This is a genomic window from Nonomuraea sp. NPDC050786 (assembly GCF_040654115.1).
GTDB lineage: Bacteria > Actinomycetota > Actinomycetes > Streptosporangiales > Streptosporangiaceae > Nonomuraea.
Genome location: NZ_JBFAHJ010000017.1, coordinates 1 through 23,115, shown reverse-complemented (window position 1 = coordinate 23,115; position 23,115 = coordinate 1). Strand labels below are relative to the sequence as shown.

Sequence of the window (23,115 nt, the reverse complement as noted above, 5' to 3'; positions counted from 1 at the left end):
GCGAAACCGTACTATCGAACATGGCTTCCGGGAAGGCGTGCTGCACCTGCGACAACCGCCATACCCCGGCTGTACGGGACGGCCCGCCCCACGCTCGCCTGCGCCGGTGCACCAGGGGAAAGCACGGCTTGTCGGTGAGGACGGACTTCGGCCGGCGGGCGCGCGACAGGAAAGTTTTGGGCGGCCTTGCTCTATAGTTTCCTTGAGTACGACCCGCCGCGGAGGAAGGGCGAACGTGACGGACAACCGATCGGACGAGCCGGTGGCCGACGCGCAGGGCGCGCAAGGTGACGGGCCGGGGTCGGTCACCATCGCGTACATCGCCGAGTCCGCCGGCGTCTCGATCCCCACCGTGTCGAAGGTGCTCAACGGACGCTCCGGGGTCTCGGAGCGGACTCGTGCCCGTGTCGAAGAACTGATCAACCGGCACGGATACCGCAAGCCCTCGGGCAGCCGGAGCAATGTCGTCGAGCTCGTCTTCCGGGAACTCGAGAACATGTGGGCCGTGGAGATCATCCGCGGTGTCGAGCGGGTGGCTCGCAAGAGCCGGGTCGGGGTCATGGTTTCGGAGTTCGGCCTCCACGACACGCCCGCGATGTCCATCGACGACACGGTCGGCCGGCGCCCCAGCTGCGTCCTGTCGGTGGCTCAGCTCTCGCCGTCCGAGCGTGAGAAGTTGAAGGCGAAAGGCATCCCGTTCGTCGTCTTCGACCCGATCGACGAGTTGCCGGACGACGTCCCGTTCGTGGGCGCCACCAATTGGCGGGGTGGCCAGGCGGCCACCCGGCACCTGCTGGAGCTGGGCCATCGGCGCATCGCCATGATCAGCGGACCGGACCATCCGTTCTGCCGCGCCAGAGTGGCCGGCTACCTCTCCGCACTGGCTGAAGCCGGCGTTCCCGCGGATCCCGGGCTCCTGGTCCGGACACTCCTCACCCGCGAGGACGGCTGCGCCGCGGCGCGCGAGCTGCTGTCCAGGCCCGACCGGCCGACCGCGATCTTCACCGCCAACGACCTGCAGGCGCTCGGCGTCTACCAGGCCGCTCGCGAGCTGGGGCTGTCCATCCCCCGGGACCTGAGCGTGGTGGGCTTCGACGATCTCCCGGTCGTGGCCTGGATCGACCCGCCTCTGACCACGGTTCACCAGCCGCTGAGCGAGATGGCGGTCGCCGCCACGGAGCTGGCGCTGGCCATCGGCCGTGGGGACCCGGTCCATCAGGTGGGACTGGAGATCGCGACCACGCTCACGGTCCGGGAGAGCACGGCACCGCCGAGAAACTGAGCCGTTCCGGTGGAGTCCCAGCCGGTGCTGCCGGGGCGGCGGCCACCTGCGGCCACCGCCCCGGCGTGATGCGTCACTCAGAGGAGAAGGCGGCGTCGAAGGCCGCGGCCGGTGGGGTGATGGCATTGAGCGAACGGATGTAGGCAAGGGATTCCGGCGCGCCGTGCAGCCGGTCCATGCCCGCGTCCTCCCACTCGATGGAGATCGGGCCGTCGTAGCCGATGTGGTTGAGCGCCCGGAAGCACGCCTCCCACGGCACGTCGCCCCGGCCGGTGGACACGAAGTCCCAGCCGCGCCGGGGGTCGGCCCAGGCCAGGTGCGAGGAGAGGCGGCCGCGCCGTCCATCGCGGGTGGCCACCCGGGCGTCCTTGCAGTCCACGTGATAGATCCGATCGGCGAAGTCGAGGATGAAGTTCGCCGGGTCCAGGTCCTGCCACACCATGTGAGAGGGGTCCCAGTTCAGCCCGAAGGCCGGCCGGTGCCCGATGGCCTCCAGCGTCCTGACCGTGGTGTGGTAGTCGTAGGCGATCTCGCTCGGGTGCACCTCATGGGCGAAGCGCACCCCGACCTCGTCGAAGACGTCGAGGATCGGGTTCCACCGGTCGGCGAAGTCGGCGTAGCCCGCCTCGATCATCGACGGGGGCACCGGCGGGAACATCGCCAGCGTGTGCCAGATCGACGAGCCGGTGAAGCCGACGACGGTCCTGACGCCGAGCGCCGCCGCCGCGCGGGCGGTGTTCTTGATCTCTTCGGCGGCGCGCCGCCGTACGCCTTCGGGCTCGCCGTCACCCCAGATGCGGGCGGGCACGATGCCCTTGTGGCGCTCGTCGATGGGGTGGTCGCAGACGGCCTGGCCGACCAGGTGGTTGGAGATCGTCCACACCCCGAGGTTGTACTTGGCCAGGGTCTCCTTCTTGCGTTCGATGTAGGAGTCGTCCGCGAGGGCCTTGTCGACCTCGAAGTGGTCGCCCCAGCAGGCGATCTCCAGCCCGTCATAGCCCCACTCCGACGCCAGCCGGCAGACCTCCTCGAACGGCAGGTCCGCCCACTGCCCGGTGAACAACGTGACCGGCCTCGTCATGAACCCTCCACAGTGATGAAGCGGCTGCCCTCAGCCGCGCTCTGCTCGACGGCCGCCAGCACCCGCTGCACCCGCAGGCCGTCCTCGAAGGACGGTGCGGGGTCGGCGCCGGCGGCGATCGCCTCCAGGAAGTCCTTCATCTCGTGGACGAAGGTGTGCTCGTACCCGAGGCCGTGGCCCGGCGGCCACCACGCCCCCGCGTACGGGTGGTCCGGCTCGGTGACCAGCACCCGCCGGAATCCGTGCTCGGCGCTGTCGATGGTGTGGTCGTGGAACCACAGGTCGTTCATCGACTCGAAGTCGAAGGCCAGGCTGCCCAGGGCGCCGTTGACCTCGATGCGCAGCGCGTTCTTGCGCCCGGCCGCGAAGCGGGTGGCCTCGAAGGAGGCCAGCCCGCCGCCGCTGAGCCGGCCGATGAACAGCGCCGCGTCGTCCACGGTGACCGCTCCCCTCCCGGTTCCGCCGCCGGCCGAGAGCCCGGCCGAACTGGCCGCCAGGGGACGCTCCTTGACGAAGGTCTCGGTCAGCGCCGTCACCCCGGTCAGCCGCTCGCCGGTGACGAACTCGGCGACGTCGACGATGTGGGCGCCGATGTCACCGAGGGCCCCGGAGCCGGCCTTGTCCTTCTGGAGCCGCCAGACCAGGGGAAACTCCGGGTCGACGATCCAGTCCTGCAGATACTGCGCCCGTACGTGCCGGATCTCGCCGAGCATGCCCTCTTCGACGAACCGCCGGGCCAGCGCGACGGCGGGCACGCGGCGGTAGTTGAAGGCGACCATGCTGCGCACGCCGCGCGCCGCCGCCTCCTTCGCCGCCGCGGCCATGGCCTCGGCCTCGGCGACGGTGTTGGCGAGCGGCTTCTCGCAGATCACGTGCTTGCCTGCCGCCAGCGCCGCGACGGCGATCTCGGCGTGCGAGTCGCCGGGCGTGCAGATGTCGACGATCTGCACGTCGTCGCGGTCGAGCAGGCGCTTCCAGTCGGTCTCCGCGCCGGCCCACCCCAGCTTCTCGGCGGCCTGCGCGGTCGCCTCAGCTGATCGGCCGGCCACGGCCACCATCGAGGGCCTCAACGGCAGGTCGAAGAACGCGTCCACGCTGCGCCACGCCTGGGAGTGGGTACGGCCCATGAACGCGTAGCCGACCATGCCGATCCCGATGACGGGCCTCACGACTCGAACCCGAGAGGCAGGTACTGGGCGGCGTTCTCCTTGGTGATGGTCTCCGAAGCCAGGGTGATCGACTGCGGCACCTGCTGCTCCAGCAGGTCGCTCATGCCCTTGCCCTGGGCGATCAGCCGGGCGATCTTGATCGCCGAGCCGGCCATGGTGGGGGGATAGGTGACGGTGGCCTTCAGCACGCCGCTGTCGGCCTGGATGTCACGCATCGCGTTGGCCGAGCCCGCGCCGCCGACCATGAAGAACTCGTTGCGGCCGGCCTCCTTGATCGCCGCCAGCACGCCGATGCCCTGGTCGTCGTCGTGGTTCCAGATCGCGTCGATCTTCTTGTGCGCCTGGAGCAGGTTGGCGGCCACCTGCGTGCCGGACTCCACGGTGAACTTGGCGTCCTGCTGGGCGGTCACCTTGAAGCCGTAGGTCTTCAGCGCGTCGGCGAAGCCCTTGCTGCGGTCCTGGGTCAGCGGCAGCGTGGCGATGCCCTGGATCTCCAGGATGACCGGGTTGGAGACGCCCTTGTCCTTCAGCGTCTTGCCGATCTGGTGTCCGGCGGCCACACCCATGCCGTAGTTGTCCCCTCCGATCCAGGCCCGGTACGACAGCTTGTCCGGGAAGACGCGGTCCACGTTGACCACCGGGATGCCCGCGTCCATGGCCTGCCGGGCGACCTGGTTGAGCTGCTGGCCGTCGTTCGGCAGGATCACCAGCACGTTGACCTTCGCCTGGATCAGCGACTCCACCGCCGAGATCTGCTGGTTGATGTCGTTGGTCGGCTCGACCGGCTTGAATTCGACGTCGGTGTACTGCTTGGCCGCGTCTGCCGCGTTCTTGCTGATGGCGGCGATCCAGCCGTGGTCGGCGGCCGGGGCCGAGAAGCCGATGACGACCTTCTCGCCAGGGGCGTCGTTGCCTTCCTTGGCCGCGGGAGCGGCGGCGGGCGCGCTCGACTGCTGGGTGGCGACCGGCTCGTTGCTGGTGCAGGCGCTGATGAGCGCACCCGCTCCGAGGGCGGCGCCGCTGAAGAGGAAGCCGCGCCGGGCGACGTTCTTGTCCATGTCTGCTCTCTCCTTGCTGAAGCCGGAAGGCTTGCGATCCGGCCCTGGTGTCAGGTGGGTGTTCTGAGGCTTCGCCGCTGCAGCAGCACGGCGGCGACGATGATCGCGCCCTTGGCGATGAGCTGGTCGGCGGTGTTCAGGCCGTTCAGGATGAACAGGTTGGTGATCACAGTGAAGATCAGCAGACCGAGGATCGATCCGATGATCGTGCCCCGGCCGCCGCTCAGCAGCGTCCCGCCGATGATCACCGCGGCGATCGCGTCCAGCTCGTACAGGTCGCCGTGGGTGGACGAACCGGTCGTGGTCCTGGCCATGATCAGCACCGCGGCGATCCCGCAGCACAACCCCGACAGGGCGTACAGCAGCAGCGTGTGCCTGCGCACGTCGATGCCGGCCAGGCGAGCGGCCTCGGGGTTGCCGCCCACCGCGTACGTGCGCCGGCCGAACGTCGTGCGGTTGAGCACCAGCCAGCCGAGCAGCACCACCAGCGCGAACACGTACACCAGCAGCGGCAGCCCGAGCACCCGTGTGGTCGACAGGCTCACGATCATCGAGTTGTCCTGGTGCACGAGCTGCGTGCGCTGGTTGGACATCCGCTGCGCCAGACCGCGCGCGGCCACCATCATCGCCAGCGTCGCGATGAACGGCACCATCCGGCCGTAGGCGATCAAGATCCCGTTCAGCAGGCCCGCGCCGGTGCCCACCAGCACCGCGCAGGCGATCATCACGACCGGCCCGTAGGACTGGGTCGCCAGCGTGGTCGCCCACACCGACGCCAGCGCCATCAGCGCTCCCACCGACAGATCGATGCCGCCACCGATGATCACGAACGTCATGCCAACAGTGATCACACCGATGGTCGAGGCCAGCGCCAGGATGCTCACCATGTTCGAGGAGGTGGCGAAGTTCTCCGGCCTCGTCACCAGTCCCACGATCGCCAGCAGTACCAACGCCGCGACCAGCCCCAGATGCCGGACCTCACCCAGCCGGCCGAACCGCCCGCCGGGTCCCGCCGCCCTCAATCGCGGGCCTGTCGGCGCGGCCTGATCAACCTCGGTCATGCGATGCTCCTTCGGTGGGGGGATTCGCCACATCGGATCCTGGCCTCGGTCCTGCGGAGGCCATCACCAGGTCGAGCACCCGGTGCTCGTCCAGGTCCTCGGCCGGCGCCTCATGGACGATCCGGCCCTCGCGGATGACCAGCACCCGGTCGGCCAGGCCCAGCACCTCGGGCACCTCGCTGGACACCAGCAGCACGCCGATGCCGTCGTCGGCGAGCTTGCGCACCAGCGCGTACAGCTCGGCCCGGGCGCCCACGTCCACACCCCGGGTGGGCTCGTCCAGCAGCAGCAGCTTGCGGTCCTCGGCCAGCCAGCGTCCCAGCACCGCCTTCTGCTGGTTGCCGCCCGACAAGGTCCTGATCGGGCGGCGCGGATCGGGCGGGCGGATGTCGAGCGCCCGCGACAGCCGTTCGGCCTCGGCGAACTCGGCCCGGCGGTCGAGCCAGCCCAGCCACCGCGGCCTGGTGTAGCGGCTCAGGCTCGCCAGCGTGATGTTCTGCGCGACGGGGTGGTCCAGCAGCAGCGCCTGCGCCTTGCGCTCCTCGGGGGCCAGGCCCATGCCCATCCGCACCGCGCGGGTCGTGCTGCCCGGCCGCACCGTCCGCCCGTCGAGCACGACCCGGCCGCGGGCCCGCCGCGCGCCGTAGATCGCCTCGATGATCTCGCTGCGACCGGAGCCGACCAGGCCGGCCAGGCCGACGATCTCCCCGGCCCTGATGCTGAACGACACGTCCGCGAACCGGCCGGGCAGCGTCAGGTTCTCCACCCGCAGCACCTCGGGCCGCTCCTCGGGGGCGGTCCTGCCGGGCCGGGGCGGGAAGACGTACTCGACGTTGCGGCCGGTCATGAGCGCCACGATCTTCGAGGTCGGGGTCTCCTTGGCCGCCAGCCCCACCGCGACCGTGCGGCCGTCCTTCAGCACGGTGACCCGGTCGCCGATCTCGCGGATCTCCTCCAGCCGGTGGGAGATGTAGATCACCGCCACCCCCTGGGAGGTGAGGTCGCGGATCACCCGGAACAGGTTGCCGACCTCGTCGTGGTCCAGCGCGGCCGACGGCTCGTCCATGATGATCAGCCGGGCCGAGTGCGACAGCGCCCTGGCCATGCTGACGATCTGCTTGTGAGCCGGCGACAGCCGGCCCACCTCGGCCCGGGGGCGGATCTCGCCGTGCCCGAGCCGCTCGAGCAGCTCGGCCGCCGCCCGGTCGCCCTCGGCCCGGCGGGAGAAGCCGAAGGTCGCCGGCTCGTGGCCGAGGAAGATGTTCTCCGTCACGCTCAACCCGTCCACCAGGTCGAGCTCCTGGTAGATGGTGGCGATCCCGTGGCCCATCGCCGCGGTCGGCGGCGCCAGCCGTACGGGCGAGCCGTCGAGCAGCACCTCGCCCTCGTCGGGTTCGTGGGCACCGGACAGGATCTTGATGAGCGTGGACTTCCCGGCGCCGTTCTGGCCGAGCAGGCAGTGCACCTCGCCGGCTCTGACCTCAAGGTCCACACCGTCCAGGGCGCGCACGCCCGGGAACTGCTTGACGATTCCCCGCATCACGAGCAGCGATGACGAGTCGGATGGTGACCGCGGCACAGGGGCCTCCCTCGATGACGGTGTGGCCGTGCCCCACCTGATGGGCCCGCCTGGTGGCCCCGCCCGCCTGACGGCGCCGGTGGGCACCGCCGCGACGGCACCGAGGTCGGCGTCAACGGTGCCGGTGCGGCCCGGATGACCGATCAGGCGGGCGGGACGTTCTGGGTGGGGAAAGGGCACGGGAAAAGGGACACGGGGGTTTCCCGTCCGCCTGACCGCATGCCCCATGGCCGCGGCACGCGAGACGGGCGGGATGTGCCGAGGCGGTGCGGAACAGGACGGTCAGGCGGACGAGAGGTTCAGGTAGCGGGCGGTAGATCGGGACCGCGTGGCGGACACGCGGATCAGGCTGACTGTGGCGATCAGGCCATCGGGGTTCCCTCGACAACTCCGATGGTGGGAGACGTTCGGATCGAGATGCTTGTGGGGTCGGACAGTGCTCGTTCGACGACGACTCCGGCCGCTCCGCGGGAGGCGGCGCCGAAGCCGAGGTCGGAGGCGACGAACCGGCAGCGCTCGACGGCGTCGCTCATGCCCAGGCGTGCCAGCGCCTGCTGCGCCGCGGGGATGAGCAGGTCGGCGAGTCGCGCGAAGTAGCCGCCCAACACGATCACCCGTGGGTTGAAGAGGTTGACCAGCATGGCGGCCCCGATGCCGAGCCAGCGGCCCACCTCCGCGGCGGCGGCGTCGACGCGGGGATCTCCCTCGGCCCGTCGCTGCTCGATCTCGGCCAGCCGCTCCTCCGGGTCGCGGACGACCTGCGGGCCGGTACCGTACGCGCGGTCAGGTGTGGCCATGCGGACCAGCGCGGCCAGCCCGACCTTGGTCTCCCAGCAGCCGGCCCGGCCGCAGCGGCACGGCTCGCCGGAGGGATCGATCATGACGTGGCCGACCTCCCCCGCGAATCCGTCCGCCCCGCCCAGCAGCCGGCCGCCGGCGATGACGCCGCCGCCGATGCCCACCTCGCCTGTGAGGTAGACCAGGTCGGAGGTGCCCGCCGCGACGCCCGAGGTGTACTCGGCGAGGGCGGCGAGGTTGGCGTCGTTGTCCACCGCGACGGGGATGTCCGCGGCGATGTTCGCGCGGGACAGCCGCTCCGCGACCGCCACCCCGCGCCAGCCGAGGTTAGGGGCGACGACGACGGTGCCGGTGGTGGTGTCGATCAGGCCGGGGACGGCCACGGTGATCCCGGCCGGCGCGATCCCGAGCCGGTCGAGGTCGGCGACGGTCCTCTCGGCCATGCGGGCCAGCTCGTCCAGCGAGCGTTCCGGGCCGGAGCCCATGGCGTCGAAACCGATGCGCCGGTCGATGATCACCCTGCCGGCCAGGTCGGTGGCGATCGCGGCGATGTAGTCGACGTTGACTTCCATGCCGAGGGCGCCGACCCGGGAGCCGTCCAGGGTGAGCGCGACACCCGGGCGGCCGACGGAGCCGGCGTGCTGCGGCCCCATCTCCTTGACCAGTCCGCGCCCCTGCAACTCGCTCACCAGGCTGGTGACGGTCGCCTTGTTCAGCCCGGTCGCGGCGGCCACGGCCGATCGGGTGCACGGGCCGCACGCGCTGACGTGACGCAGCACGAGGGCGAGGTTGGAACGGCGCACGGTGGCCTGGTCCGCGGGAACTCCCGCGGACCCGCCGCGACTCATCGAGTCGGTCGCGTGGCCGTCGGCCCGGCTGTGGTCCACGCGCCCCTCCTCGATTAGTTCAGACGGCTAGCCGAATTAAAGGCACGACTGCCTGCGGGCACAAGGGTTAAATCGTTCGTAACTTGCATAACGTTCCGGTAACTGAGGCGAGTAACGTGGCTGAAGTGCACGTAAGTGAGCGATGCCAACTCGTTACGCACTTGAGGGGTGCGGGGTCGGACATCCCCGTGTTACAACCCTGATTAATTGATCTGGGAGAGAAACAAACGGGCAGGTGGTGCGGATGGCGTACAGACTGTCCCGCTCCCGCGTCCCGGGCGGCGCCGCGCCGACGGGTCCCGCCACGCTGCGCCGGGCTAACCTCTCGCTGGTGCTGCGCGAGCTGCGCGACCACACCTCCCTGTCCCGTGCCGAGATCGCGCAGGCGACCGGGCTGCACCGGGCCACCGTCTCCAACCTCATGGCCGAGCTCCTGGAACGGCGGCTGGTGCGGGAGGTCGGCGTCGAGCACGTGGGGGCGATCGGCCGTCCACGACGGGGGGTGGCACTGCACGGCGCGCACGTCGGCGCCCTGGGCATGGAGATCAACGTCGACTACATCGCGGTCCACGGCACCGATCTCAGCGGCCGGAGCCTGGTCGAGCGCCGGCTGGTTCACGACGCGATGGGCAGCGGCCCGGACAGCGCCGTGCGCCGGCTCGGACTCGTGGCCAAGGAGGCCGTGGAGGCGATGCGGCGGGCCGGAGCCGTCCCCTCCGGCATCGTGGTGGCCGTCCCGGGACTCGTGGACGTGACACGCGGCGTCGTGACACTCGCGCCGAACCTCCACTGGCGCGACCTGCCCCTGGCCGAGCAGCTGAGCTCCATGCTCGGCCCGCGGAGCGTGCCGGTGCGGGTGGACAACGACGCGAACCTCGCCGCCCTGGCCGAATACACCTCCGGCGTCGCCGCCGGCACGCCCCACCTGGTCTATCTCACCGGAGAGGTGGGCGTGGGCGGCGGCATCATCTCGGACGGCGAGCTTCTGCGCGGCGCGGACGGATTCTCCGGCGAGGTCGGGCATCTGCGGGTCGACCCCAACGGTGACCGATGCGGCTGTGGCCGCATCGGCTGCTGGGAGACCAAGGTCGGCCTGGCCGCGCTCGTCCGCGCGGCCATGCCCGAGCAGGCGTATGGGCTGCCCGGCATGCCGGTGCCCGACCCCGACGAACGGGTGGCCGACATCGCCAGAGGGCTGGCCTCGGGCGACCGGCGGATGATGACGGCGGTGGCGCAGGTAGGCGAGTGGCTCGGGCTCGGCGGCTCGATCCTGGCCAACCTGTTCAACCCGCGAGTGATCGTCATCGGCGGCTACTTCGCCTCACTGGCCCAGTGGCTGCTGCCGCACGCGCAAGATCAGCTGCGCCGGCTCGTGGTGGCCGCTCCCGCCGTCCAGTGCCGATTCGTCGCCTCCACGCTCGGCTTCGGCGCCGCCTCCCGGGGCGCCGCGAGCATGGTGGTCAACCACATCATCGACGATCCGACGATCTTGGATTCACTCCCCAGGCCGGCATCTTAGCGACGGCCCCACAGACCTGGAGAGGGCACCCTCCAGCAACCGCAACATCCGCTACCACCCAGTGGCAACAAGCGCGGCGGCGCGCGCCTTGCTGACGTCCCCCCGGTCAGGAAGGGTTTCCATGTCACCACGTCCTCGAACATGGGCGCGGGCGGCGGGACTGCTGAACGCGGTCCTGCCAGCGAGCGGACGACGCCCGAGACGGCGCACCGCTACCACGATGGCCTTAGCCCTCGTCGCCCCTTTCCTCACGCTCCTCGCGGCGCCAATGAGCGCCGAGGCCGCCACGGCCGCGGAGCCCGCCTTCAAAGTGCTCGTCTTCTCCAAGACGACCGGCTTCCGGCACGACTCGATCCCCGAGGGCATCGCAGCCGTGCAGAAGCTCGGCCAGGAGAACAACTTCGCGGTCGACACGACCGAGGACAGCGCCCTGTTCACCGACCAGAACCTGGCTCAGTACCAGGCCGTGATCTTCATGTCCACGACCGGTGACCCGCTGGGCACGCAGGAGCAGAAGGACGCCTTCCAGCGCTACATCCAGCGCGGCGGCGGCTTCGTGGGCGTCCACGCCGCCGCCGACAGCGGGTACAACTGGGCCTGGTACGGCAAGCTGGTCGGGGCGTACTTCAAGCAGCACCCGGCGATCCAGCAGGCCACGGTCAAGGTCGAGGACCCGGCCCACCCGTCGACCAAGGGCCTGCCGACGACCTGGACCCGTACCGACGAATGGTACGACTACCAGGCGAACCCGCGTGGCACGGTCCACGTGCTGACGTCGATGGACGAGAAGTCCTACACCGGCGCCACCATGGGCGCCGACCACCCGAACACGTGGTGCCAGGACTTCGACGGCGGCCGTTCGTGGTACACCGGGCTCGGCCACCTCAAGGAGAACTACAGCGAGCCCAACTTCCTGAAGCTGCTCCTCGGCGGCATCCAGACCGCCGCCGGCGCCGTCAAGGCCGACTGCTCGGCCTCGCAGAGCAGCAGCTTCGAGAAGGTCACGCTCGACGACAACACCTCGAACCCGATGATGCTGGACGTCGCCAAGGACGGCCGGGTCTTCTACATCGACCGCCTCGGCGAGGTCAAGATCATCAAACCGGCCGGCGGCACGGTGACGGCGGCGAAGCTGAACGTCTTCACCGCCAACGAGAGCGGCCTGCTCGGGCTGACGCTCGACCCCGGCTTCGACTCCAACCACTGGGTCTATCTCTACTACTCGCCCACCGGGACGAACGTCGACCGGCTGAGCAGGTTCACCGTCACCGGTGACACCGTGGACCTGACGAGCGAGAAGAAGATCCTCGACGTCCCGGTGCAGCGGGCCGAGTGCTGCCACCACGGCGGCGGCATGGTGATGGACCCCAAGACCGGCAATCTCTGGCTGGGCACGGGCGACAACACCAACCCGTTCGCCTCCGACGGCTACGCGCCGATCGACGAGCAGTCCGGCCGCGCCAACTGGGACTCCCAGCGCACCGCGGGCAACACCAACAGCCTGAGCGGCAAGCTGCTGCGGATCCACCCCGAGGCCGACGGCACCTACACCGTCCCGGCCGGCAACCTGTTCGCGCCGGGCACGGCGAAGACCAAGCCGGAGATCTACGGCATGGGCCTGCGCAACCCGTTCCGCATCGGTCTCGACCCGAAGACCGGCAACATCATGCTCGGTGAGTACGGTCCCGACGCCAACGCGGCGAGCTCCACCCGGGGTCCGCAGAACACGGTCGAGTGGAACCTCATCACGAAGCCGGGCAATTTCGGCTGGCCGTACTGCATCGGCAACAACACCCCGTACGTCGACTACAACTTCGCCACCAAGCAGTCGGGGTCGCCGTTCAACTGCGCCGCGCCGGTCAACGACTCGCCGAACAACGACGGCCTGACCAGCCTGCCGCCGGTGATCCCGGCGACGATCTGGTACCACTACGCGGCCGACCCGCAGAACTTCCCGGAGCTGAGCGGCGGCGCGCCGATGGGCGGCCCGGTCTACCGCTCCGACCCGAACCTGCAGTCGGACGTGAAGTGGCCGGCGTACTGGGACGGCAAGGCCATCTTCGGTGAGTGGAACAACGACAAGGTGTGGTCGTTCCAGCTCGACGAGACCGGCAGCAAGCTCGTCGAGATGAACCCGATCCTCGGCTCCCTGTCGTTCAAGAAGCCGATGGACATGAAGTTCGGCCCCGACGGCGCGCTCTACATGATCGAGTGGGGCTCCGGCTTCGGCGGCGACAACGCCGACTCCGGCATCTACCGCATCGCGTACACCAAGGGCACCCGCCCGCCGATCGCCCGTGCCACGGCGGACAAGACCGACGGGCCCCTGCCGCTGACGGTCAAGTTCTCCAGCGAGGGCAGCCGGGACCCGGAGGGCAAGACACTCTCCTACGCCTGGGACCTCGACGGTGACGGTGACACCGACTCCACCGAGCCCAACCCCACCTTCACCTACGAGAAGGGCGGCGATTACAGCGTGGTCCTGACCGTCAGGACCCCCGACGGCAAGACCGCCACCGCCAGCGTGTCGATCACCGCGGGCAACACCCGTCCCACCGTCAAGGTGGACGTCCCGCCGAACGGCGCCTTCTTCGAGTTCGGCGACCAGGTGAAGTTCAAGGTCACCGTCACCGACCCCGAGGACGGCACGATCGACTGCGAGAAGGTCAAGATCCAGGCGATCCTCGGCCACGACAGCCACGGCCACCCGCTCGACCAGCTCAAGGGCTGTGAGGGCACCCTGCAGACCCAGCAGGCCGGCCACGGAGAGTACGACAACCTCTTCTACGCCATCGAGGCCAGCTACACCGACGCGGGAGCCAACGGCGCCGGACCGCTGACCGGGCGGGGCCAGATCATCCTGGAGCCCAAGCGCAAGCAGGCCGAGCACTTCGCGCGGACCGGCCGGGTGGCCGACGGCAAGGGCACCGACGCCGCCGGCGTCCAGGCGGAGAGCACGACCGACCCCCAGGGCGGCAACCAGCACATCGCCTTCATCCAGGACGGCGACTGGTGGTCGTTCGACCCGGTGAACCTGTCGAACGTCACCGCGATCCGGCTCCGGGCCTCCTCGGGCGGAGCCGGCGCAACCGTGCAGGTCCGGGCGGGCAACCCCGAGACCGGCACTCTGGTCGGCAAGGTCGACGTGCCGCCCACCGGCGGCTGGCAGACGTTCACCGACGTCACGCTCGACCTGACCAGCCCACCGACCGAGAGCGGACCGCTGTACTTCGTCGTGCGCAAGCCGGCGAGCGCGGCCGACAACGCCTACCTGGCCAACGTCAACTGGGTCGACTTCGTCGGCAAGGGCGCCACGGACAACCAGCATCCGGCCGTGACCGCGACGGCGACCCCGGCGGCGGGCGTCGCCCCGCTGAAGGTCGCCTTCAAGGCGACGGCCACCGACCCCGAAGGCGACCCGATCACCTACAAGTGGAACTTCGGGGTGACCGGCGCGCCGGAACCCACCACGGCCGAGGCGAGCTACACCTACACCGCACCGGGCAGCTACACGGCCACGGTGACCGCGACCGACGACAAGGGCGCCTCGGCCACCGCCCGGGTCCCGGTCAAGGTGGACGCGCCGGCCACGGTCTGCTTCACCGGCCGTTCCGACGACTTCCTGGGCACCGGGCTCGACCGTGGCCGCTGGTCGGTCATCCGGGAGAACCAGGACCTCAGGGTCGCGGACGGCAAGCTCGTGATCCCGACCTCGACCACCGACATCTACAGCACGGGCGGCAACACGCCGAACATCGTCGTGCAGCCGGCGCCGTCGGGCGCGTGGACCGCCACCGCCAAGCTCACGCTGGACGCGCGTGACGCGTACCAGCAGGCGGGGCTGCTCATCTACGGCGACGACGACAACTACGCCAAGATGGTGCTCGAGGCGCGGTCGACCTCGGGTTCCGACCACTCCAGCCGCATCTTCCAGTTCATCCGGGAGGAGAACGGCAGCCCGAACGAGGTGTCGCAGAGCAACTCGGCCAACCTCGGGGACTCCTACCCCGACACGGTGTACGTGCGGTTCGTCAGCGACGGCACGAACATCACCGCCCACTACTCCTCGGACGGCACCACGTTCACCGCGATGCCGCAGACCAAGGCGCTCGCCGGGATCGCCAACCCCAAGATCGGCCTGATCTCGCTGGCCGGGGCCGGCCACCCGGTGGTGGACGCGTCCTTCGACTGGTTCCACATCACGCCGGACGACAAGGCGACGGCGCCGGCCCCGGACGACGAGTTCGACGGCACCGCGCTCGACGCCTGCCGCTGGAACGCGGTCGTGCGCCCCGACGCCACGGCGGCGCGCGTCGCCAACGGCAAGCTGGCGCTCGACACCACGACCGGTGACATCTACGGGACCAGCAACAGCGGCCCGAAGAACTTCATCCTCCAGACGGCGCCGAGCGGCGACTGGACGCTGGAGACCAAGCTGGACGCCTCTGCGCTCAACGAGCAGTACCAGCAGGGCGGCCTGATGGTGTACACCGGCGACGACGACTACGTGAAGCTCGACTTCCTGACCACCAACGCGGCAGGCTCGACGGTGGCTCGGGGCATCGAACTGCGCAGCGAGGTCGGCGGCACCGTGCAGAACCCGCAGCCGCAGGTGAACAACCTCACCGGCGGCGTGTGGTGGCTGCGGCTGAAGAAGGCGGGCACCACCTACACCGGCTCCTACTCCTCCGACGGTCAGACCTGGACGGATCTCTCCGCGCCGGTGGAGAACACCGCGGTGGCCACCGGCGCGAAGGTCGGCGTGTACACCATCGGCACCAGCCAGTCGGCGTCGAAGACGGTCACGTTCGACTACTTCCACCTGACCAAGGCGGGCTCGGGCGGGGACAGGACCGCGCCCGTGACGACGGCGACGACCGATCCGGAGCAGCCGGCGGGCGGCACGTTCACCGGTCCGGTGTCGGTCACGCTGAAGGCCACCGACGAGGCCGGCGGCAGCGGGGTCGACAAGACCGAATACCAGCTCGACGGCGGCGCCTGGACCGCCTACACCGGGCCGGTCACCGTGACCGGCGACGGGCAGCACGAGCTGAAGTACCGCTCGGCCGACAAGGCGGGCAACGTCGAAGAGGCCAGGACGCTGACGCTGACGATCTCGGCGCCCGCGCCGCAGGTCAAGCTGACGGTCTCCGCCTCGTCCCGCTGCATCGGCACCTCGGCGTACGTGGCGGTCACGGCCGTCAACGGCTCGGACGTGCCGGCGACGGTGACGCTGACCACCCCGTTCGGTTCGAAGACCGTGGCCGACGTGGCCCCGGGCAAGCAGGCGTACCAGTCCTTCAACAGCCGGGCCGGGCAGATCGACGCGGGCACGGTGACCGTGAAGGGGACCGCGACGATCGGCGGCAAGCAGGTCAGCTCGTCGTACGACGCCGCCTATCCGGCGATCAGCTGCCGCTGACCGCCGACAGCAGAACCGGGGCCGGCCGGCCGACCAGCCGGCCGGCCCCACCCCCTCAATGGAGCGAACACATGAAAACGAACAGGATGACGCAGATGCTCGCCGCGGCGGTGCTCGGTGTCGCGCTCGCCGCCGCCGGCGCCGGCGTGGCCGGTCCCGCGGTGGCGGAGGACGACCCCGACAACGGCATCGACGTGTCGGTGACGATCGAGCCGAAAACCACTCCCGGTCAGGTGTCGATGACCGTCGCCGACAACGGCGGAGTGGCCCTGCGGGAGGACGGCTCCAACGCCGCCGCCCGCCAGTTCGTCGGCACCCTGCCGACGGTCACGGTGACCGACACCCGCCGGCCCGAGGACATCCCCGCCGGTGACTTCTGGGCGGTCGTCGGCCAGGCCGGCGAGTTCACCGCGACGAGCGGTTCGGCGCCGCCCATCGGCCCGCAGTATCTGGGCTGGCGGCCGCGCCTGCTGAGCGACTCCTCCTCCGGGGCGGTGGAGGCCGGTGAGCCCGTCTCCAGCGTCATCTCGGACGGCTCGGGAGCGCCCACCGTCGGTCTGCAGGGGCAGGAGCTGCTGGTGTCGACGGCGAACTCCGCCGACGAGATCGGCAGCTGGCAGGTCAACGCCGAACTCGCGCTGCGCACTCCCGCCGACGTCGCCGCCGGCGAGTACCACTCGACTCTGACGCTCTCCCTCTTCAACCAGTCCTGAACCGGAGGCAGGACGCCATCGCCCGCTCTGGGCGTCCGGGACCTGTGCCGGCCTGGCGCAGGTCCCGGACGGCCACGATGAGACTGGAGACCCTCTGTTGACCACAAGCCGTCCGCGAGGCGCCCTCGCCCACCTCGCCGTCCTACCCGCTGCCGGTGTCGCCCTGCTGGTCGCCGTCCTGGCCACCATGGTCGCGTTCGCGACCCCGTCGGACGCCGACACCACCTGGTCGGTCGTTCCGGCCAGCGCCGACGGTCCTGACGGCCGCGGCGTCATCGACCTCGAACTCGCCGGCGGACAGCAGGTGGTCGAGCATGTGGCGGTCATCAACCGCTCCACTCAGCCGGTCGACTTCGCGATCGACGCCAACGACGGCTACCTGACCGCCAAGGGCTACTTCGACATGCGGCCCTCGGACGCGAAACCGACCGACGGCGGCTCCTGGATAGCGGTTCCCGAGAGGGTGACCATCGCCGCCGGGGCCACCTCCGTCGTGCCGGTGACGGTGTCGATCCCCCAGAACGCGACGCCTGGCGATCACCCCGCGGGTGTGACCGCGTCCCTGGATACCGTCTCCGGTCAGGTACGGGTCCAGAACCGGGTGGGCGTCCGCCTGAACATCCGCGTCACCGGCGGCTATGTGGCCAAGGCGGCGGTCACCGACGTGCGAGCCGAGTACACGGGATCGTGGAACCCCTTCGCCGCCGGATCCGTCGAGGTGACCTACACCGTGGCCAACGTCGGCAACGTCCGGCTGGTCACGGAGAACCAGGTCCTGACGTCCACGCTCGTGGGCGAGAACACCTGGACCGACCCGTCCCCGGCCAAGGCCAGGGAGCTCATGCCGGGCGGCAGCCGCACGTTCGTCGCACGGGTGCCCGGCACGTGGCCGCTAGGACCCATCAGCACGGCGGTCACGGTGCTCCCCTCGCCCGCGGGCAAGCCGATCCCGGGCGTCACCGCCCAGCGGACGGCGATCGACACCACGGTCTGGGCCCTGCCGTGGCCGCAGCTCGCCCTCCTCGTCCTCCTCGTCCTCGCCCCCTTCGCCGTCCGGCTGGCCGCCGCCTGGCGCCGCAGGCGCATCAAGAAGCTGATCATGCTCCACACCAAGGGCACGCCTCAGGAGGCGTGAGCGCCATCGACATCCGCCCTCAGGAGGTGGCGACCATCACGAACCGACCCAGGCAACCGGCCCCCGCACAGGGTGCGGCGTGGGCCCGCGTGCTCGCCCTCGCGGTCGCGTTCGCGCTCGGCGCGATCGTCGCCGGCGGCGGGGTGTTCGCGCTGACCCGGCCGGACTCGATCGAGCGGACGGCCGACCGTCTCCGTGCCGAGTCCGCCCTCCGCGACAGAACGCAGATCAAGACCCTGACCGAGCTGGCCCGCAGCACGCGGGCCCGGCTCCTCCCCGTGCTCGACGGGCTGAGCCTGGCCATGCCGGCCGACGGCACCGCGGGGCCCGTCGCGGTGACCGCCGCCGACGTCGGGACCTGGCGGCAGGCGGCCGCCGCGGCCGTCCAAGGCTTCGCCGACCCGCCGTCCGGTGAGACCGCCACCAACGTGGCGCGGTCGAGTCTCGCCTCCGCCGTACGGCAACTCGCCACGACCGTCGACACCTACGCGGCCGCGCGGGACATGGCAGGACCTGCCCGCGCCGCCGCCATGGACCTGGCCGTACGGCAACGCGCCGACGCGCTCTTCACCTGGTCGGTCGGAGCCACCGCTCTCGACGCCGTGAACGTCGACGCGGGCTACGGCCACCAGCACGTGTTCCTACCGACATCACCCGGCGAAGGGGCGCTCACCCCCGACACCGAACCCGAGGGGAGTCACGACTCGTGAACAAGGCACCGGCATACGTCCTCACCGTCCTGCTCACCGCCCTGCTGTCCGGGCTCACGATGGTGCTCGGCGCACCGGCGGCCTCCGCCCACGGCGGGCCGATCAAGCTGGAGGTGACGGGAGACGGCGCCGACAACGTCAACGTGCTGGTCACGTACAAGAAGGACAACCATCCCGTAACGGAGATCGTCGAGGCCACGCTGAAGGCGACCTCGGCGGACGGCCGTTCCTTCGGGCCGGTGCCGCTCAGGTCGGCGCCCGAGGGCCAGAACCTCTACCACTCCGCCGAGCCGCTGCCGAGCGGCGAGTGGCGGGTCACCGTGACCGCGACCGAGCCCTCCAAGGCGAAGGCGACGGTGAAGGTGAAGGCGGGCGTCATCGCCGCCTCACCCGTGTCGGCGACCGCCCCCGCAACGGGCCAGGCGACGGCCCCCGCAACGGGTCAGGCGACGGCGCCCGGGCGGGACAAGGCCGCCGCGCCGGCGTCCGCGATGGACGACCAAGGTGCGATGGGGACTCCCCTCAAGATCGGCATCATCGTCCTCGCGGCGCTCGTCGCCCTCGCGGCCTGGCTCGCCCTCGCCCGGCGGCACCGCACGGGCGTCCGGCGCTGACGTCCGCAGTGAGCCCCCGGAGGGGTCTGCCATTTGTGCCCCATGCTGATGAAAGATCCACCGTAGGAGAGCAGGAGTGAGTGATGGCCCGAGTGCTTCTTCTGACCGCCTGTGAACCTCGCATTCGCCGACGTGCGCCCTGAGGGCTGTCAGGCGCTGGTGATCCCGGGCGGCCGCGCGCCGGAGTACATCCGCACCGCCCAGGTGACGCCTTTGTGCCAGGCGACGGCCACGCCGGTGGCGACCTGAACCGTCACCTCCGGCGGCCCTATGCGCTCATGGCTTCCCGGTGCGGGGCCGGACCACCGCGACCGGGCACGTGGCATGGTGCAGCACGCCGTGGCTGACCGAGCCGAGCAGCGCGGAGGCGAAACCGCCCAGCCCGCGCGAGCCGACCACGACCAGATCAGCCGTGGTCGAGGCCTGGCTGAGGGCGGGCACCGGATGCTCTCTCGCCTGCTGTTCCAGGATCTCGACGTCAGGGTTCTCCGCGCGCCACTGGGTCATCCGCTCCCGCGCCGTACGTGCCTCCTCCTGGAAGGCGTCCTCCAGCAGGAGACCGTAGTCCGGGGCATAGGCCGAGACGACCGGCGCCTGGCACGCGTGAACGGCGAGCAGCTGGGCGTGGCGGGCACGCGCCTGCTCGATGGCGTACGCCATGGCCTCCCGCGCGCTCTCTGAGCCGTCCTCGCCGACCACGACCCGGCCGTGCTCCGTGGCGGCGGGCCCGCGGACGACGACGACCGGTCCCTGGGCGTGCCCGGCGACCGCCAGCCCGACCGAGCCGAGCACCAGTTCGGCGAATCCCCCCGATCCCCGGCCGCCCAGCACCAGGGAATCGGCCGACGCCGACTGGCGGATCAGGGCTTCGACGACGTTCCCCTCGGCCAGCTCGGTGCTCACCTCGACCTCCGCGCTGATCGCGCGAGCGCTGTCAGCGGCGGCCTCCAGCACGCCGTGCCAGTACGTCCTGCTGTCGAAGCCGCGCGACGTGCGTCCGCACACATGTACGGCCTTGAGCGGCAGCCGCCTGCGCCGGGCGTCGGCCGCCGCCCACTCCACCGCCGCTCTCGCGCACTCGGAGCCGTCCACGCCGACCACGATCGGTCCGGCCATCACCGGGCCTCCTTCACAGAGCCATCCCCTGCCCTCCCCCTTCCCGAAACGGACATTGGCGCACATAGCTCCGTCACGGAGCCGGAGCCTGCCATCGCCGGTAGGCGGCCACGGCGGCCACGGCGGCCGGAAGAGGCGGGAAATGTCGCATCAAACGAGCAGCGCGGCGCGTGAGCACTCAGTCACGATCCGTACGGCCGGGGGTCATCCTTCCGTCACCACCGCGACCGGGCAGGGAGCATGCTGCAGAAGGAAGTTCGCCGCGCCGAAATGAGCGGACCGTCCGCGCCCGACGACCATGAGCGTCCAGCGCTCGTGGGTCTCCCCCTGCTGGATGCGGACCTCAGGACGGCGGCGCGCCCACGCCGCCAGGTCGGCCGAGGCGGACACCGGAACCCGGCGCAGTGCGGCCTCGTCGAATGCGAACTCCAGGACGGACGCGCCGGGCTCTTTGTCGGGGACCACGATGGGCCCCGGATCCGTCTCGGCCGGCATGGGTCCCGGGCCGCGTACGACGATCACCGGGCAGTCGGCGTGCGCGGCGACGTATCCGGCCACCGAGCCGACGACGGCTCTGGGCAGCGCGCTCAGCCCGCGGGAGCCCACCACGACGAGCGCGGCGTCGCCGGAGAGCTCGACCAGGCGCTGGGCGGCGGGACCCTCGTACAGGTCGGTCTCCACGCGTACGCCCGCACTGGTCGAGCGGGCGCAGTCGGCGCCGTGCCACAGCACGTGCTCGGCCGCCTTGCGCAGGTGGGCCTTGGCGTCCTCCTCCGCCTCGCCGTACGGCCACTGCCAGGCGTGGGCGACGGTCAGCGGCAGCTTCCGCAGCTCCGCCTCGTCCAGCGCCCAATCCAGGGCCTGCACCGAGAAGTCGGAGCCGTCGTAGCCGAGCACGATGCGGTTCATGGGTTCCTTTCGCCAGCCCATGGCAGCCAGTCTCCGCTCGGGCGGAGCCGCCCTGTAGGGCCATGCGGCCCGGCCCCGCGGGACGTTGGTCCCACACGAACGCGCTTCCACGACGACGGTCACGGCCGAGCCCCCGGGAGCCCACCACCGGTTCGGCCGCCCGCGAGGCCGGAGGTCACCCCTCCTTGATCGCGGCCTCCACCAGGGCACGTGCGGCCCAGGTGATGACCTCCTCTTCGGCCTGCGGGTCGTCAAGGCCGCGGACGTCGCGCAGCGCGATCTGCCCCTCCCAGCCGACCACGATGGTCAGAGCTGAGATCAGGCGCTGGAATGACTGCTCGCCCAGGGTGCCGCGGAGCGGTTCGCAGGCCTTCTCCAGCCATTCCACCCGGCGGGGTGCCCGCCTCGGGGCGTCCGGCTCTTGACTGTCGTTCGCCGACGGATCGACGGTCAGGCGGATCAGCCGGCGGCCCAGGGGAAGGGATTGCGGCGAGTACGCCAGCAGGGTCCGGATGAGGGCGTCCACGCGGGCTGCGGGGTCATCGGCCAGCGTGGGGTCGGCCAGCGCCTGCTCGACCGGGGGCTCGTTGATCGCGGCGGCGGTCGCGTCGACCAGCAGATGGTCGAGGGTCGGAAAGTACATGTACACCGTCCGGCGTGACACGTCGGCGGCGGCGGCGATCTCGTCGATGGACGGCATCGTGCCGCCGGCGCTCAGCCGTACCGCCGCGTCGACGATCGCTCTGCGGGTGCGGCGGCGCTGCGCTTCGCGCCCGCCGCGACGGACTGGAGCGTCACTGGTCATCGTGCCCCCTTGCCCTTCCTGGGTCGGTCGGCGGCCGACTTGACGACCGCTCACAAGATGAGTATATCCTCATGCAGTCATTGCACATGAATGCAATGACTGCATGAGTGTGACTCTGGGAATGAGGCGGAGAACTTCATGAACGACAAGACCGGCATGGACATGACGAACCCGGAGCGGCGGACCTCCGTGCTGATCACCGGGGGCAACAAGGGACTCGGTCTCGAGACGGCCCGGCGGCTCGCCGTGCAGGGATGGAAGATCTTCCTCGGCTCGCGCGACGAGGGCCGGGGGCGGGCCGCCGCCGACAAGCTGGCCGCCGACGGCGCCGACGTGGTCCTGGTCCCCCTGGACGTGACCTCGGACGAGTCGGTCGCCGGCGCGGTACGGCTCGTGCGCGAGCACACCGACCGGCTCGACGTGCTGATCAACAACGCCGGCGCGCCGGGGAGGGCGGTCCCGCCGGCGGAGGCGACCGCCGAGGAGGTCCACTCCGTCTACGACACCAACGTGTACGGCCCGATCAGGGTCACTCACGCGTTCCTGCCCCTGCTGCGGGCGGCGGAGAACCCGCGCGTGGTCATGGTGTCCAGCGGCGTCGGCTCCTTCGCGGTCGTGACCGATCCGCAGCAGCCGGCCTCGGCGATGCACGAGCTGGCCTACAGCTCCTCCAAGGCGGCGCTGAACATGATCACCGTCCGGTACGCCCAGGCACTGCCGGACATCAAGTTCAACGTCGCCACCCCCGGAGAGGTCGCCAACCGCAAGTTCGCGGCCACCGACATGAACCACCACACCGGCCAGCTGACGGTCACCGAGGGCACCGACTCGATCGTCCGGCTCGCGACGCTCGACGCCGACGGGCCGACCGGCATCTTCGTCGACCGCCTCGGCCCCGTCGCCTGGTAACTCGCACCAAGACACTCCACTACCGCACGAAGAAGGGAAAGACATCATGAGCAAGGTCTGGTTCGTCACCGGTTCGTCGCGCGGCCTCGGCCGCACCTTCGTCGAGGCCGCCCTGTCCCGCGGCGACAAGGTGGCCGCGACCGCGCGGAACATCGCGAGCCTTGACGAGCTGGTCGCCGCCTACGGCGACGCGGTGCTCCCGCTGGAGATGGACGTGGCCGACAAGGGCGCCGTCTTCGAGAGCGTCAAGCGGGCCGCCGAGCACTTCGGCCGGCTCGACGTCATCGTGAACAACGCCGGCTACGCCCAGATCGGCGCGATCGAGGAGCTGACCGAGCAGGAACTGCG

Annotated in this window: 18 protein-coding genes; 9 read left to right on the top strand and 9 right to left on the bottom strand. The window is 70.6% G+C overall.

Going from position 1 to position 23,115, the window contains the following annotated elements; translation table 11 throughout:
- Nucleotides 1-235 precede the first annotated feature (235 nt).
- Entirely contained in the window at nt 236-1,282 is a 1,047-nt protein-coding gene (locus AB0H84_RS28010) for a LacI family DNA-binding transcriptional regulator (RefSeq protein WP_357610221.1), read from the top strand.
- Nucleotides 1,283-1,355: 73 nt separating this feature from the next.
- On the opposite strand, the gene AB0H84_RS28005 is transcribed toward AB0H84_RS28010, so the two are convergent.
- The 6 genes from AB0H84_RS28005 to AB0H84_RS27980 all read right to left on the bottom strand — a co-directional run bounded on the left by AB0H84_RS28005 (nt 1,356) and on the right by AB0H84_RS27980 (nt 8,915).
- Nucleotides 1,356-2,363 (bottom strand): sugar phosphate isomerase/epimerase family protein, encoded by a 1,008-nt coding sequence (locus tag AB0H84_RS28005; RefSeq protein WP_357610218.1) that lies wholly within the window; start codon nt 2,361-2,363, stop codon nt 1,356-1,358.
- Nucleotides 2,360-3,532 carry a Gfo/Idh/MocA family oxidoreductase gene (locus AB0H84_RS28000; RefSeq protein ID WP_357610215.1) on the bottom strand — a complete coding sequence of 391 codons (1,173 nt, stop codon included), beginning with the start codon at nt 3,530-3,532 and terminating at the stop codon, nt 2,360-2,362. The genes AB0H84_RS28005 and AB0H84_RS28000 overlap by 4 nt, the downstream gene beginning before the upstream one ends.
- A complete protein-coding gene (locus AB0H84_RS27995; protein WP_357610212.1) occupies nt 3,529-4,590 on the bottom strand; it encodes an ABC transporter substrate-binding protein in 1,062 nt (353 codons plus the stop codon). Before AB0H84_RS27995 ends, AB0H84_RS28000 begins: the two co-directional genes overlap by 4 nt.
- A 50-nt stretch (nt 4,591-4,640) precedes the next feature.
- Nucleotides 4,641-5,651 (bottom strand): ABC transporter permease, encoded by a 1,011-nt coding sequence (locus AB0H84_RS27990; protein WP_357610209.1) that lies wholly within the window; start codon nt 5,649-5,651, stop codon nt 4,641-4,643.
- A complete protein-coding gene (locus AB0H84_RS27985) occupies nt 5,638-7,230 on the bottom strand; it encodes a sugar ABC transporter ATP-binding protein (RefSeq protein ID WP_357610206.1) in 1,593 nt (530 codons plus the stop codon). The genes AB0H84_RS27990 and AB0H84_RS27985 overlap by 14 nt, the downstream gene beginning before the upstream one ends.
- 362 nt (nt 7,231-7,592) lie before the next feature.
- The gene (locus AB0H84_RS27980; RefSeq protein WP_357610203.1) at nt 7,593-8,915 is read right to left on the bottom strand and encodes an ROK family transcriptional regulator; all 1,323 of its coding nucleotides are present in this window, start codon (nt 8,913-8,915) and stop codon (nt 7,593-7,595) included.
- A gap of 244 nt (nt 8,916-9,159) precedes the next feature.
- On the opposite strand from AB0H84_RS27980, the gene AB0H84_RS27975 reads away from it, so the two are divergent.
- From AB0H84_RS27975 to AB0H84_RS27950, 6 genes are all read left to right on the top strand, one after another.
- Nucleotides 9,160-10,434 carry an ROK family transcriptional regulator gene (locus AB0H84_RS27975; RefSeq protein ID WP_357610200.1) on the top strand — a complete coding sequence of 425 codons (1,275 nt, stop codon included), beginning with the start codon at nt 9,160-9,162 and terminating at the stop codon, nt 10,432-10,434.
- Nucleotides 10,435-10,702: 268 nt separating this feature from the next.
- Entirely contained in the window at nt 10,703-15,856 is a 5,154-nt protein-coding gene (locus tag AB0H84_RS27970) for a ThuA domain-containing protein (RefSeq protein WP_357610196.1), read from the top strand.
- Between the two features lie 71 nt (nt 15,857-15,927).
- Nucleotides 15,928-16,569, top strand: coding sequence for a hypothetical protein (locus tag AB0H84_RS27965; RefSeq protein WP_357610194.1), 642 nt, complete (start codon nt 15,928-15,930; stop codon nt 16,567-16,569).
- Between the two features lie 97 nt (nt 16,570-16,666).
- Complete coding sequence (locus AB0H84_RS27960) at nt 16,667-17,704, top strand: hypothetical protein (protein ID WP_357610191.1); 1,038 nt, start codon at nt 16,667-16,669, stop codon at nt 17,702-17,704.
- Nucleotides 17,701-18,414 carry a hypothetical protein gene (locus tag AB0H84_RS27955; protein ID WP_357610188.1) on the top strand — a complete coding sequence of 238 codons (714 nt, stop codon included), beginning with the start codon at nt 17,701-17,703 and terminating at the stop codon, nt 18,412-18,414. The genes AB0H84_RS27960 and AB0H84_RS27955 overlap by 4 nt, the downstream gene beginning before the upstream one ends.
- Nucleotides 18,411-19,028, top strand: a complete 618-nt coding sequence (locus tag AB0H84_RS27950) for a hypothetical protein (RefSeq protein ID WP_357610185.1) — start codon at nt 18,411-18,413, stop codon at nt 19,026-19,028. The genes AB0H84_RS27955 and AB0H84_RS27950 overlap by 4 nt, the downstream gene beginning before the upstream one ends.
- A 276-nt stretch (nt 19,029-19,304) precedes the next feature.
- Here the strand turns inward: AB0H84_RS27950 and AB0H84_RS27945 are convergent, their stop codons facing one another.
- The 3 genes from AB0H84_RS27945 to AB0H84_RS27935 form a co-directional block, all read right to left on the bottom strand.
- Nucleotides 19,305-20,144: a universal stress protein gene (locus tag AB0H84_RS27945; protein ID WP_357610182.1), complete on the bottom strand. Its 840-nt coding sequence runs from the start codon at nt 20,142-20,144 to the stop codon at nt 19,305-19,307.
- A 204-nt stretch (nt 20,145-20,348) separates the two neighbouring features.
- Nucleotides 20,349-21,053: a universal stress protein gene (locus AB0H84_RS27940; RefSeq protein ID WP_357610179.1), complete on the bottom strand. Its 705-nt coding sequence runs from the start codon at nt 21,051-21,053 to the stop codon at nt 20,349-20,351.
- A gap of 175 nt (nt 21,054-21,228) precedes the next feature.
- Nucleotides 21,229-21,858: a TetR/AcrR family transcriptional regulator gene (locus AB0H84_RS27935; protein ID WP_357610177.1), complete on the bottom strand. Its 630-nt coding sequence runs from the start codon at nt 21,856-21,858 to the stop codon at nt 21,229-21,231.
- Nucleotides 21,859-21,996: 138 nt separating this feature from the next.
- Here AB0H84_RS27935 and AB0H84_RS27930 point away from each other — a divergent pair, with 138 nt between their 5' ends.
- Together AB0H84_RS27930 and AB0H84_RS27925 are read left to right on the top strand one after the other, a co-directional pair.
- A complete protein-coding gene (locus tag AB0H84_RS27930) occupies nt 21,997-22,767 on the top strand; it encodes an SDR family oxidoreductase (protein WP_357610174.1) in 771 nt (256 codons plus the stop codon).
- Nucleotides 22,768-22,813: 46 nt separating this feature from the next.
- Nucleotides 22,814-23,115: SDR family NAD(P)-dependent oxidoreductase (locus AB0H84_RS27925; protein WP_357610171.1), on the top strand; the 302-nt coding region annotated here is incomplete at its 3' end.